Here is a 14,498-nt window from a genome sequence, read left to right as displayed (position 1 = left end):
TTTAACTGCGGCACAATAACGGCTTCCATGAAAGGGAGCCGTTTTCTTGTGCACAGAAAACCTCCAGCTAGGCTGGAGGTTCTGTAAAGCTTTCAGCTTTGAGCCAGTTATAAAAACCCCTTTTGATTTGTTAAAACAGTTTGCGGTCTGGCAACTGCAAACGTTCAACAAGAAATCAAAAGGGGGTCCCAATGAGGGACGAAAAGAGCTTAGCGCACACGCGATGGAACTGTAAATATCACATAGTTTTTGCGCCGAAGTACCGAAGAAAGGTGTTCTACGGGGAAAAGCGCAAAGCGATAGGCAGTATCTTAAGAAAGCTGTGCGAATGGAAAAACGTGAATATTTTGGAAGCAGAATGCTGTGTGGATCACATCCATATGCTTTTGGAAATCCCGCCCAAAATGAGTGTGTCGGGCTTTATGGGATACCTGAAGGGAAAGAGCAGCCTGATGCTTTATGAGCAGTTTGGCGATTTGAAGTTCAAATACCGTAACAGGGAATTCTGGTGCCGAGGGTATTACGTTGATACGGTTGGGAAAAATACAGCCAGGATACAAGAATACATAAAGCACCAGTTGGAAGAGGATAAAATGGGTGAGCAACTCTCGATCCCCTATCCGGGCAGCCCGTTTACGGGCCGTAAGTAATCCATAAATGCAAATGTCAGATCGCGATGCGCCTGTTAGGGCGCGGCTGGCAACAGAGCCTTATAGGCGCATATGAAAAACCTCCGGCTATGCCGGAGGATATTTATTTTAGCGATATTTATTAAGTTATTTATGGTAAGTGTTTTAATTAAAACCACATCGAAACGTTTCTTTATTTTAAAGTAAAACGAACGCCAGTCTAAATTTTACTTTTACGCGTTGTCTTCCCGTTTTTAACTGGCAAGTTTTGTCTCTTTTTCTTTCCTTATTCTTAAAATTTCCTCCGCCAGGCAATTTATTTTTCTTAATAAACCACTGTGAGTGTGGGGCTTATCTGTTATGATTTTTTTTTAAACTTTAAAAAAACCGTTGCTTTTTATCTGTTATTTACATGACTAATATCACAGATATTTTTGAATCAGTGGTTAAATGGATGTTTCTCAATATGAGAAATGTATTATTCATGATTTTATCTTTATTGTAATAACCGTGAGCAACCGTTTTTCTTATGGTCGTTATTAACATCTCAAAATGTAAGCGTATTATTTTAATTGTATGTAAAATAACGTTTTTATGTTATTTCAGGATGTAATTTTCTTATTTTGTCATGCCCTTGCGGGACTCCAGGAACTGGTATATCTAATAAGATGGATTATTAAGAATTATCTCATACCTCTGACTGCGTCTTCATCTCAAGGGTGCAACCTGATGAAAAATATAAATGTGACAGTGAAAGAAACGGGTGTTGAACGCACCGTTGATGGCAATCTAGTTAATCTAAATACGCAGTCAGTGGTTCTCCTGCATGTCAAGCGTGAAGAGATTAGTTCATATGCCCGGCAAGGTAATGATCTTGTTCTAAAACTCCATAACGGTGACACCGTTACAATTAAAAACTTTTTCGTTGTGGATGAGCATGGACAGCACAGTGACCTGGTTCTTATGGACGATGAGACGGGCGCATTATGGTGGCTAGAGGGCGCTGGTACTGATGGTGCCCATTATTCCCTGATTAGCGATCTTTCAGAAGTCATTGCTACCGGTGGCGCAGGGCAAAGCATTGCCGGTTGGGCCATGGCGGGTGCGGCTCTACTGGGCATTGCGGCGATGTTTGCCGGTACTTCAAATAAAGATCACCACTCCTCAATTTCTCCTGATGATTCAGATTCTGATAGTGACTCGGACTCTGACAGCGACTCCGATGCCGATAGCGATGCTGACTCCGATAGTGACTCGGACTCGGACAGTGACTCGGATTCTGACAGCGACTCCGATTCAGACAGTGATTCTGACTCTGACAGCGATTCGGATTCCGACAGTGACTCGGATTCGGACAGTGACTCGGATTCGGACAGCGACTCGGATTCTGACAGTGACTCGGATTCTGACAGCGACTCGGACTCCGATAGTGATTCAGATTCTGACAGCGATTCGGACTCTGACAGCGATTCGGATTCTGACAGTGACTCCGATTCCGACAGCGATTCTGACTCTGACAGCGACTCTGACTCCGATAGTGACTCGGATTCTGACAGCGATGCAGATTCGGATAGCGACTCAGATACAGAATTACCTACCGCAGCCCAGAACATAACGGTCAATGACAATGTGGGGCCTATCACCGGCGTGCTGCATTCCGGTGATGTCACCGATGATACAACCCCGGAGATTAAAGGGACGGCGGAAGCTGGCACCACGATAACGATTTATGACGGTGATACCGTACTAGGTTCTGTCGTTGTAGGTGAAGATGGGCACTGGAGTTTCACTTTGCCGGAACTGAGCGAGGGTACTCACAGCCTGAGCGCTACGGTGACCGATAAAGCCGGAAACGTTAGCGAGCGTTCGCCAGCCTTTGAGCTGACGGTGGACACGGTGGCGGCCCCGGTCAGCGATCTTGTGGTGACAGACGACGTTAACCAGCACACTGGCCCGCTGAGCAGCGGGGATCTGACCAATGACGCCACGCCGACCCTGAGCGGCACGGCGGAAGCGGGCAGTACCGTCACAATTTACGACGGCGATACCGTGCTGGGCACCGTGATTGTGGGTGACGACGGCCACTGGAGCTATACTCCGGACGCGCTGGGGGACGGTGCGCACAGCCTGAGCACCACGGTAACGGACAAGGCCGGGAACACCAGCGGGCACTCGCCGGCTTTTGAGCTGACGATAGACACGACCGCGCCGGATACCAGCGATCTTCAGGTAACCGACGATGTTAACCCGCACACCGGCCCGCTGAGCAGCGGGGATCTGACCAATGACGCGACACCGACCCTGAGCGGCACGGCGGAAGCGGGCAGCACGGTGACGATCTACGATGGCGATACCGTGCTGGGCACCGTGATTGCGGGTGACGACGGTCACTGGAGCTATACCCCGGCAGCGCTGGGGGACGGTGCGCACAGCCTGAGCACCACGGTGACGGATAAAGCCGGGAACACCAGCGGGCACTCGCCGGCCTTTGAGCTGACGGTGGACACGGTGGTGGCCCCGGTCAGCGACCTGGTGGTGACCGACGATGTTAACCCGCACACCGGCCCGCTGAGCAGCGGGGATCTGACCAATGACGCGACACCGACCCTGAGCGGCACGGCGGAAGCGGGCAGCACGGTGACGATCTACGATGGCGATACCGTGCTGGGCACCGTGATTGCGGGCGAAGACGGTCACTGGAGCTATACCCCGGACGCGCTGGGGGACGGTGCGCACAGCCTGAGCACCACGGTGACGGATAAAGCCGGGAACACCAGCGGGCACTCGCCGGCCTTTGAGCTGACGGTGGACACGGTGGTGGCCCCGGTCAGCGACCTGGTGGTGACCGACGATGTTAACCAGCACACCGGCCCGCTGAGCAGCGGGGATCTGACCAACGACGCCACGCCGACTCTGAGCGGCACGGCGGAAGCGGGCAGTACCGTCACAATTTACGACGGCGACACCGTGCTGGGCACCGTGGTTGCGGGCGAAGACGGTCACTGGAGTTATACCCCGGACGCGCTGGGGGACGGTGCGCACAGCCTGAGCACCACGGTGACCGATAAGGCCGGGAACACCAGCGGGCACTCGCCGGCTTTTGAGCTGACGATAGACACGACTGCGCCGGATGCCAGCGATCTTCAGGTAACCGACGATGTTAACCAGCACACCGGCCCGCTGAGCAGCGGGGATCTGACCAATGACGCGACACCGACCCTGAGCGGCACGGCGGAAGCGGGCAGCACGGTGACGATCTACGATGGCGATACCGTGCTGGGCACCGTGATTGCGGGCGAAGACGGTCACTGGAGCTATACCCCGGCGGCGCTGGGGGACGGTGCGCACAGCCTGAGCACCACGGTGACCGATAAAGCCGGGAACACCAGCGGGCACTCGCCGGCCTTTGAGCTGACGATAGACACGACTGCGCCGGATGCCAGCGATCTTCAGGTAACCGACGATGTTAACCAGCACACCGGCCCGCTGAGCAGCGGGGATCTGACCAACGACGCCACGCCGACCCTGAGCGGCACGGCGGAAGCCGGTAGCACCGTCACAATTTACGACGGCGACACCGTGCTGGGCACCGTGATTGCGGGCGAAGATGGCCACTGGAGCTATACTCCGGACGCGCTGGGTGAAGGTGCCCACAGCCTGAGCACCACGGTAACTGACAAGGCCGGGAATACCAGCGGGCACTCGCCGGCCTTTGAGCTGACGGTGGACACGGTGGCGGCCCCGGTCAGCGACCTGGTGGTGACCGACGACGTTAACCAGCACACCGGTCCGCTGGTCAGTGGGGATCTGACCAACGATGCGACACCGACCCTGAGCGGCGCGGCGGAAGCGGGTTCCACTGTGACGATCTACGATGGCGACACCGTACTGGGCACCGTGATTGCGGGCGAAGACGGCCACTGGAGCTATACCCCGGCAGCGCTGGGGGACGGTGCCCACAGCCTGAGCACCACGGTGACGGATAAAGCCGGGAACACCAGCGGGCACTCGCCGGCTTTTGTGCTGACGATAGACACGACTGCGCCGGATACCAGCGATCTTCAGGTAACCGACGATGTTAACCCGCACACCGGCCCGCTGAGCAGCGGGGATCTGACCAACGACGCCACGCCGACCCTGAGCGGCACGGCGGAAGCGGGCAGCACGGTGACGATCTACGATGGCGACACCGTACTGGGCACAGTGATTGCGGGTGAAGACGGCCACTGGAGCTTTACCCCGGATGCGCTGAGTGAAGGTACCCACAGTTTCAGTACCACGGTGACTGACCCGGCCGGGAATACCAGCGAGCGTTCGCCGGCCTTTGAGCTGACGGTGGACACGGTGGTGGCCCCGGTCAGCGATCTGCAGGTATCTGATAATGTAGGCGAAGAAACAGGTATTTTGAACAATGGTAACGTCACTGATGATGACACGCCGACGCTGAGCGGCACGGCAGAAGCCGGTAGTACCGTCACAATTTACGACGGCGATACTGTGCTGGGCACGGTCGTGGCAGGTGAGGACGGTCACTGGAGTTTTACCCCGGACGCGCTGGGTGAGGGTACTCACAACCTGAGCACCACAGTGACTGACCTGGCCGGGAACGTGAGTGAGCATTCTCCGATATTTGAATTGACAGTCGATCTCAGCGATGACTCGGACTCTGACAGCGACTCGGATTCGGACAGTGATTCTGACTCTGACAGCGACTCGGATAGTGACAGCGATTCCGACTCTGATTCCGACAGTGATTCTGATTCAGACAGTGATTCGGACTCTGACAGCGATTCGGACTCTGACAGCGACTCCGATTCTGACAGTGATTCGGACTCTGACAGCGACTCGGACTCCGACAGCGACTCGGACTCTGACAGCGACTCGGATAGTAGACTGGCCCCCTGAATCTCCAGACAGTTGGTATCACTTAAGTTAGTGATAGTCTTAATACTAGTTTTTAGACTAGTCGTTGGAGTCCGAATGATTGATGTTTTAGGTCCAGAGAAGCGCAGACGGCGAAGTGTTCAGGAAAAAATCGCCATTGTTCAGCAGAGTTTTGAGCCCGGAATGACCGTGTCGCTGGTCGCCCGTCAGCATGGCGTTGCTGCCAGTCAGCTGTTCCTGTGGCGTAAGCAGTATCAGGAAGGCAGCCTTACAGCCGTTGCCGCAGGAGAACAGGTTGTGCCCGCGTCGGAGCTGGCATCTGCGATGAAGCAAATTAAAGAGCTGCAGCGCCTGTTGGGCAAGAAAACCATGGAAAACGAGCTGCTAAAAGAAGCCGTTGAATATGGCCGACAAAAAAAGTGGATAGCGCACGTGCCCTTGTTGCCGGAGGATGGCGAATAAGCCTTGTCAGTCGTTGCCTCCGGGTCTCACGTGCGCAACTGCATGCCATGGCCCGTCGGTCGAAGGACTGGCAGGATCGTCGGTGCAAGCGCAAGCCTGATGATACTGACGCGCTGGCCCGTATCCATACCGTTATCGGCGATCTGCCCACCTATGGTTATCGTCGGGTATGGGCACTGCTGCGCAGACAATCAGAAACTGACGACATGGCGGTGATCAATGCCAAACGCGTATACCGCATCATGCGTCAGAATGCGCTGCTGCTTGAGCGTAAACCGGAAATACCGCCATCGAAGCGGGCGCATACAGGGAAAGTGGCCGTTGGAGAAAGTAACCAGCGGTGGTGCTCTGACGGCTTCGAGTTCAGCTGTGATAACGGTGAAAAACTGCGGGTCACGTTCGCTCTGGACTGTTGCGATCGCGAGGCACTTTACTGGGCGGCCAGTAACGGTGGATATGACAGTGAAACCGTGCAGGACGTCATGCTGGGTGCCGTGGAGCGTCGCTTCGGTAACAGCCTGCCGACATCCCCAGTTGAGTGGCTGACAGACAACGGTTCAGCCTACCGTTCTTATCAGACGCGTCAGTTCGCCAGAATGGTAGGACTGGAGCCTAAACATACGGCGGTACGTAGCCCGGAAAGCAACGGGATGGCAGAGAGCTTCGTGAAAACGATGAAGCGCGATTACATCAGCATCATGCCGAAACCCGACGGGTTAACAGCGGTAAAGAACCTTGCGGAGGCCTTCGAACATTACAACGAATGGCATCCGCATAGTGCACTGGGGTATCGTTCGCCACGGGAATATCTGCGGCGACGAACCAGTCATGGGTTAAGTGATAAAAAGTGTATGGAAATATAGGGGCCAATCCAGATAGCGACAGCGATTCCGACTCTGACAGCGACTCGGATAGTGACAGCGATTCCGACTCTGACAGTGACTCCGATTCAGACAGTGATTCGGACAGCGACTCGGATTCCGACAGCGACTCGGATTCCGACAGCGACTCAGATTCCGACAGCGACTCAGATTCCGACAGCGATTCCGATTCCGATAGCGATTCCGATTCTGACAGCGATTCGGATTCCGACAGCGACTCGGATTCGGATAGTGATTCTGACTCTGTGGATTGGCCCCTATATTTCCATACACTTTTTATCACTTAACCCATGACTGGTTCGTCGCCGCAGATATTCCCGTGGCGAACGATACCCCAGTGCACTATGCGGATGCCATTCGTTGTAATGTTCGAAGGCCTCCGCAAGGTTCTTTACCGCTGTTAACCCGTCGGGTTTCGGCATGATGCTGATGTAATCGCGCTTCATCGTTTTCACGAAGCTCTCTGCCATCCCGTTGCTTTCCGGGCTACGTACCGCCGTATGTTTAGGCTCCAGTCCTACCATTCTGGCGAACTGACGCGTCTGATAAGAACGGTAGGCTGAACCGTTGTCTGTCAGCCACTCAACTGGGGATGTCGGCAGGCTGTTACCGAAGCGACGCTCCACGGCACCCAGCATGACGTCCTGCACGGTTTCACTGTCATATCCACCGTTACTGGCCGCCCAGTAAAGTGCCTCGCGATCGCAACAGTCCAGAGCGAACGTGACCCGCAGTTTTTCACCGTTATCACAGCTGAACTCGAAGCCGTCAGAGCACCACCGCTGGTTACTTTCTCCAACGGCCACTTTCCCTGTATGCGCCCGCTTCGATGGCGGTATTTCCGGTTTACGCTCAAGCAGCAGCGCATTCTGACGCATGATGCGGTATACGCGTTTGGCATTGATCACCGCCATGTCGTCAGTTTCTGATTGTCTGCGCAGCAGTGCCCATACCCGACGATGGATTGGCCCCTATATTTCCATACACTTTTTATCACTTAACCCATGACTGGTTCGTCGCCGCAGATATTCCCGTGGCGAACGATACCCCAGTGCACTATGCGGATGCCATTCGTTGTAATGTTCGAAGGCCTCCGCAAGGTTCTTTACCGCTGTTAACCCGTCGGGTTTCGGCATGATGCTGATGTAATCGCGCTTCATCGTTTTCACGAAGCTCTCTGCCATCCCGTTGCTTTCCGGGCTACGTACCGCCGTATGTTTAGGCTCCAGTCCTACCATTCTGGCGAACTGACGCGTCTGATAAGAACGGTAGGCTGAACCGTTGTCTGTCAGCCACTCAACTGGGGATGTCGGCAGGCTGTTACCGAAGCGACGCTCCACGGCACCCAGCATGACGTCCTGCACGGTTTCACTGTCATATCCACCGTTACTGGCCGCCCAGTAAAGTGCCTCGCGATCGCAACAGTCCAGAGCGAACGTGACCCGCAGTTTTTCACCGTTATCACAGCTGAACTCGAAGCCGTCAGAGCACCACCGCTGGTTACTTTCTCCAACGGCCACTTTCCCTGTATGCGCCCGCTTCGATGGCGGTATTTCCGGTTTACGCTCAAGCAGCAGCGCATTCTGACGCATGATGCGGTATACGCGTTTGGCATTGATCACCGCCATGTCGTCAGTTTCTGATTGTCTGCGCAGCAGTGCCCATACCCGACGATAACCATAGGTGGGCAGATCGCCGATAACGGTATGGATACGGGCCAGCGCGTCAGTATCATCAGGCTTGCGCTTGCACCGACGATCCTGCCAGTCCTTCGACCGACGGGCCATGGCATGCAGTTGCGCACGTGAGACCCGGAGGCAACGACTGACAAGGCTTATTCGCCATCCTCCGGCAACAAGGGCACGTGCGCTATCCACTTTTTTTGTCGGCCATATTCAACGGCTTCTTTTAGCAGCTCGTTTTCCATGGTTTTCTTGCCCAACAGGCGCTGCAGCTCTTTAATTTGCTTCATCGCAGATGCCAGCTCCGACGCGGGCACAACCTGTTCTCCTGCGGCAACGGCTGTAAGGCTGCCTTCCTGATACTGCTTACGCCACAGGAACAGCTGACTGGCAGCAACGCCATGCTGACGGGCGACCAGCGACACGGTCATTCCGGGCTCAAAACTCTGCTGAACAATGGCGATTTTTTCCTGAACACTTCGCCGTCTGCGCTTCTCTGGACCTAAAACATCAATCATTCGGACTCCAACGACTAGTCTAAAAACTAGTATTAAGACTATCACTAACTTAAGTGATACCAACTGTCTGGAGATTCAGGGGGCCAGTCTAGATTCCGACAGCGACTCGGATTCTGACAGTGACTCGGATAGCGACAGCGATTCGGATTCAGACAGCGATTCTGACTCTGACAGTGACTCGGATTCGGACAGTGATTCCGACTCTGACAGCGATGCGGACTCTGACAGCGACTCGGATTCAGACAGCGATTCGGACTCTGACAGCGACTCGGATTCGGACAGTGATTCGGACTCTGACAGTGATTCCGACTCTGACAGCGATTCGGATTCCGACAGTGACTCGGATTCTGACAGCGATTCGGATTCTGACAGCGATTCGGACTCCGATAGCGATTCTGATTCGGACAGCGACTCGGACTCCGACAGCGATTCGGATTCGGACAGCGACTCGGACTCCGACAGCGATTCGGATTCGGACAGCGATTCTGACTCTGACAGTGATTCTGACTCTGACAGCGACTCGGATTCAGACAGTGACTCGGATTCAGACAGCGATTCCGACTCCGACAGCGATTCGGATTCGGACAGCGATGCGGACTCTGACAGCGACTCGGACTCTGACAGCGACTCGGACTCTGACAGCGACTCTGATTCTGACAGTGACTCCGACTCGGACAGCGATGCGGACTCTGACAGTGATTCGGACTCTGACAGCGATGCGGATTCTGACAGCGACTCGGATAGCGACAGCGATTCTGATTCCGACAGCGACTCGGATTCCGACAGTGATTCGGACTCTGACAGCGACTCGGATTCAGACAGCGACTCCGATTCTGATAGTGATTCGGACTCCGACAGCGATTCGGACTCTGACAGTGACTCCGACAGCGATGTCGAGGCTATCCCGGATAGCAACAGCCCGGACGTTGTGGCACTGGAAGGTAACCTGAACAGTTACAGCGGCACCAGCGGCCAACTGGTTGGCGTGACGTTACTCAGCTCCGTGAATGTCTCACTGCTGTCGGGTAGTGACTTCCGCTTCAGCGTCGGCTCTGGAACCGTCGAAGATATGACGGTATCGGTGAACGGCAACTCGCTGCTGACGGCTAGCGGATTACTGACCTCGATCGTCAACCTGCTGGGGGCCGGAAACACGCTGAACGCCGATCTCTCGGTTGTTAATACCGCTACCGGTGAAGTGGTAGCGATTGCGGCAAATAGCGTGTCTATCTCGGCGAGCCTGCTTGGTGGGCTCACCTATAGCGGCACGGCGTCCTTCGCGAACCTGCCGGCGGGCGATTACACCATGGTCATCTCTTCGCCGAATAGTACCGGCACCCTGGTATCGCTGATAAACGCGCTGGCCGCGGCTCAGGTGGCAACCTTCGTCAATGTTGATGTGACGGACTCCGTAGGCTACAGCGTTGGGGCTATTGCAGGAAACGTATTGGATACCACAGCCAGCGGGGATATGGCGGACAGCGGCAGCGGAATCACGGTCACAAGTGCGGTCTCTGATTCAGTTCAGGGGTCAACTGCCGTGACGGTCACCAGCGGTGGTGTGAATGTGGCAGGCGCTTACGGCGTGCTGACGATTCACGCTGATGGCAGCTATAGCTACCAGTTGACCAAAGGCGGGGCCGCTATCGGTAAATCGGATGTCTTTAGCTACACCATTACCGATGCCGGAGGTAATACATCGACGACTAATCTGACGATAAATATCGGAGGAAACATCGAGCCGGCGCAGGCCAACCCGGATACGCAGGATACGGATGTGACCTCGATTTACGACACTCTTAATGGAGAAAACGGTGCTATCGGACAGCTTGTCGGGGTTTCGCTGCTGGGTTCTGTCGATGTTGGCCTGCTTAACGGTAACACTTTTGATTTTAATGTAGCCGCTGGTTCGAGCGAAAAAGTGCAACTTGCTGTTTCGGGAGGTACCGGTCTCAGTCTGGCGACGATCCTGAGCCTGCTGGGTGGCGCCTCGTCCTTTACGGCGGATCTCTCCATCGTCGATAAGGCAACAGGGCAGGTTGTCGAAGTGCTGTCGAATGCGGTCAGCATTAATGTGAGTGGTCTTAGCCTGGTCTATAGCGGAGGTGGCTGGTCTTCCATGTTGCCTTCAGGCTCCTACACGGCAATTGTCTCTTCACCATCAGCGACAGGGATTCTGAAGGCATTGCTGGATCTGAACCTGGGGACCTATGTCGACGTATCGGTCACGGACTCTCAGGGTTATCACACGGATAGCCTTGCGGGTAACGTACTGCAAAGCGACGTTGGTGGTGATGTTGCGGATACCGGGGTGAATATCAAGGTGGCGAGCGTAACGGCTACCTCGGTTAACGGATCCGAACCGGTGTCGGTCAGCAGCAGCGGAACGACGATAGCGGGTGCCTGGGGGTCGTTGACCATCCATAGCGACGGTAGCTATACCTACCAACCGAATGGAGGCCTCAACGGTGCAGGTAAATCGGATGTCTTTACCTACACGATTTCCGATAGCCTGGGCCATACGGCGAGCACTACGTTGACGATTGATATCAACGGCGCACCTTCGCAGGCGGTGGATGACCAGGTATCGATGAACGTGGCTACGGCACTGGCAGCAGCGGTGATAACACCGTATGTCGCGACAAGTCTCAGCGTGGCGGCGACCCAGGTGAATGGGGGGCAGTCGGTTAATGGCGTCACCAGAACGATGAACTTTACCGTTGCCGCGGATCACGAACTGGATAACCCGGCAGTGACGCTGAGTCTGGCGGGGACCAGCCGGGTTCCGATCACTGGGTTGGGACTGAATGCATCACTAACAGGGACGATAACGATATCGCAGATTGTGACTAATAGTGATGGTTCAACGACTACGGTGGTGGTACAGACTCAGAACTACTCGCAGTCGCTGACAGGTGCGCTGGCAAGCAGCGGGAGTGATAACGACACTGTTACCTTCTCCGGGCTGCATCTGGCTGAGGGTAACTACACGCTGACGGTTTCGCACAATCTGACATCGACGCTGAATGTGACCTATAGCTCATCAGCCACGGTGAACGGAAGCCTGCTCGATACCGCAACGCACTACACCGTCGCGCAGTCGGTGACGGGGAATATCCTGAACGGTTCGGGATCCGGCGGAGTCGATGATACCTACGGTGCTTACCATAGTGGATTTACTATTTCCGGCAAGAACGGTTTGGGTAATGCCGATTCCTGGACCTTCCACAATGACGGCACTATCACCAATGGTAGTGGAGCGACAGTTAGTAACGTACAAGTGACGGGTCAGTATGGCGTACTGACGATAACTGGCTCCGGCGCATATACCTATGCACTGAAAGCAAATGTTGATGTATCAACCATGACCAGTAAGGAGATCTTCAACTATACCCTGAACGATAATGGCAGCCCGGCGTCTACCGGACACCTGACCATCGATCTGCATCCGCAGATTGGCGGCAGCGTGAACGGTGATGATATCCACAGTACCGCTTATAACGATACCTTCACCATGGGTGTCGGGGCCGATACGGTGGTTTACAACCTGTTGGCTGATGACCATACCGGCGGCAACGGCAGCGATACCTGGAAGGACTTCTCGGTGGCGCAAGGGGACCACATAGATGTATCGGCGCTGCTGGTCGGCTGGGATGGAAACAGCAGTAGCCTGGGCAACTATGTCACTCTGAGCTACGTCGGCAGTAATACGGTGGTATCAATCGACCGCGACGGTGGGGCAGGCAACCATCAATCAACAACCTTAATTACGCTGGAAGGAGTACATATCAATACGCTCAACGAGCTGCTTGATACCAATAACTCCAACTAAGGCGTGTTACACCGATGACAGCACAGGGAAGTGCTGTCGAGGTTATTTTATTGCGGAGGAATGAATTCGGGCAGTGAACGGGGAAATAGCAGACTACTATTAAATAAAAACAATGATGCGGAAATCATGATATCCGTTTTTTCAGTGCGTGCTTTCTGAAGGGTAAATTTGATGCGCCTATTTAAACAAAAAGGGATTGTCATAACCTGCGGCTATACCGCCTTATTTATTTCACTCAACCCTGCATTTGTGGTGAATGCAGAAAGCTCATATTTAATGCCAAATGATATTAGTAGCCAGCGCTTAACCGATAGCCAGCAGATAGCGGGGTACAATGAAGAGATTATTAATAACCAAACCCGAATGTCCGGCCCGCTTGATATTAAAAAAGCAGTGAAAAATGCGGTCAACTGGCATCCATCTATTACTCAGGAAGTGAGCAAGCTCCAGGAAATGGCGCAAAAAGTAGATGTGGCGAAAGCCAAATATTACCCGCAAATTAGTGCGGGTATGAATAATGGTTATACAAACTCTTATTCTGATGCCGGATATACACCATCACTGGTGGTCTCGGTATCGCAAATGCTCTACGACTTCGGCAAAGTTTCCAGTTCGGTCAGAGCCGCGGACTCCGGCGTGGCCCAGCAGCAGGCCACCGTCATGCTGAATATCGATCAGGTCGCTCATGATACCGCCGGGGCGGTGGTGCAGGTGCAGGGCTACCAAAAGCTGGTTGATATCGCCAAAGCGCAGGTCGATTCGCTTAAACAGATTGGCGACCTTATTCGTCAGCGCAACGATGCGGGCGCGTCATCGTTATCGGATGTTGTGCAAACTGATACCCGCGTGGAAGGGGCGCAATCCACGCTCTTGCAATATAAGGCGGCACTCGAACGCTGGAAAGCCACGCTAGCGACCTATATCGGCATCGGCGGGATCGCCACGGTAACGGATGAGGTGCCTCCGGGGATGGATGCCGCTTGTGCGGTATCCAAAATTGATTATCGATCTGTTCCCGCAGTATTAGCCGCGCTGGCTCAGGCAGGCCAGGCTCAGGCGCAGTTGGATAACGCCAACGCGCAAATGCTGCCGACCATCTCCCTTGAACCTGAGGTCACGCACTACCTCAACGACAATTACGCTAACAGCGCGGCGCTCAATAAAACGCAATATTCCGCCTGGGTTAAGGTCCAGATGCCTATCTATCAGGGCGGGGCGATGACCGCCTCCCGCGACGCTGCCCAGCAAGGCCTGGCGGCGGCTAATGCGGCGATTAGAACTGCGCAACTGGACGCCAGCCAGAAACTGAACGCCTCTCGCGATGAAGCCGTTAACCTTGCTCAATCGCTGGGTATTCAGAAACGCCAGCAGCAGCTAGGGGAGCAAACCCGGGCGCTGTACCAGGATCAATATCTCCAGTTGGGTTCGCGCCCGCTGCTGGATCTGCTCAACGTCGATCAGGAAATTTACCAGGCCAGGTTTAGCCAGGTCCTGACGGAATCGCAACTGCGCTCCCTTGAACTGGACTGCCTGTTTAGTACCGGCAAGATGCGCACGGTGTTCGCGCTGGAAAATCAAAATATCCAGGGCGTGGAGATCCGCCCATGACC

6 protein-coding genes and 1 pseudogene are annotated in these 14,498 nt (G+C 54.5%); 5 read left to right on the top strand and 2 right to left on the bottom strand.

Annotation, left to right across the window (positions count from 1 at the left end; translation table 11 throughout):
- The first annotated feature begins 191 nt into the window (after positions 1 to 191).
- The 3 genes from tnpA to HV213_RS18295 all read left to right on the top strand — a co-directional run bounded on the left by tnpA (position 192) and on the right by HV213_RS18295 (position 6,838).
- Positions 192 to 650 carry an IS200/IS605-like element IS1541B family transposase gene (gene tnpA / locus HV213_RS18305; protein WP_141132629.1) on the top strand — a complete coding sequence of 153 codons (459 nt, stop codon included), beginning with the start codon at positions 192 to 194 and terminating at the stop codon, positions 648 to 650.
- A gap of 708 nt (positions 651 to 1,358) precedes the next feature.
- A complete protein-coding gene (locus HV213_RS18300; protein WP_181485151.1) occupies positions 1,359 to 5,534 on the top strand; it encodes an Ig-like domain-containing protein in 4,176 nt (1,391 codons plus the stop codon).
- Positions 5,535 to 5,609: 75 nt separating this feature from the next.
- Positions 5,610 to 6,838 (top strand): IS3-like element ISEc36 family transposase gene (locus tag HV213_RS18295; RefSeq protein WP_110129298.1). Its coding sequence is split into 2 segments (ribosomal slippage): positions 5,610 to 5,925 and positions 5,925 to 6,838, totalling 1,230 coding nucleotides; the frame shifts between segments, so codons are not numbered across the junction.
- Between the two features lie 275 nt (positions 6,839 to 7,113).
- Here HV213_RS18295 and HV213_RS18290 read toward each other — a convergent pair.
- Positions 7,114 to 7,818: pseudogene (locus HV213_RS18290) on the bottom strand (IS3-like element ISEc27 family transposase); the annotation flags it as partial.
- Between the two features lie 9 nt (positions 7,819 to 7,827).
- A protein-coding gene (locus HV213_RS18285; protein WP_110129298.1) for an IS3-like element ISEc36 family transposase occupies positions 7,828 to 9,056 on the bottom strand; the annotation gives its coding sequence in 2 pieces (ribosomal slippage) (positions 7,828 to 8,741 and positions 8,741 to 9,056; 1,230 coding nt in all).
- Between the two features lie 928 nt (positions 9,057 to 9,984).
- Here HV213_RS18285 and HV213_RS18280 point away from each other — a divergent pair.
- Positions 9,985 to 12,888, top strand: a complete 2,904-nt coding sequence (locus HV213_RS18280; protein WP_228288554.1) for a BapA/Bap/LapF family large adhesin — start codon at positions 9,985 to 9,987, stop codon at positions 12,886 to 12,888.
- Between the two features lie 171 nt (positions 12,889 to 13,059).
- Entirely contained in the window at positions 13,060 to 14,496 is a 1,437-nt protein-coding gene (locus HV213_RS18275; RefSeq protein ID WP_181482792.1) for a TolC family outer membrane protein, read from the top strand.
- Positions 14,497 to 14,498: the final 2 nt, after the last annotated feature.

The sequence above is a fragment of the Klebsiella sp. RHBSTW-00484 genome, assembly GCF_013705725.1.
Classification (GTDB): Bacteria; Pseudomonadota; Gammaproteobacteria; order Enterobacterales; family Enterobacteriaceae; genus Klebsiella.
This window is presented reverse-complemented; position numbering and strand designations above follow the sequence as displayed.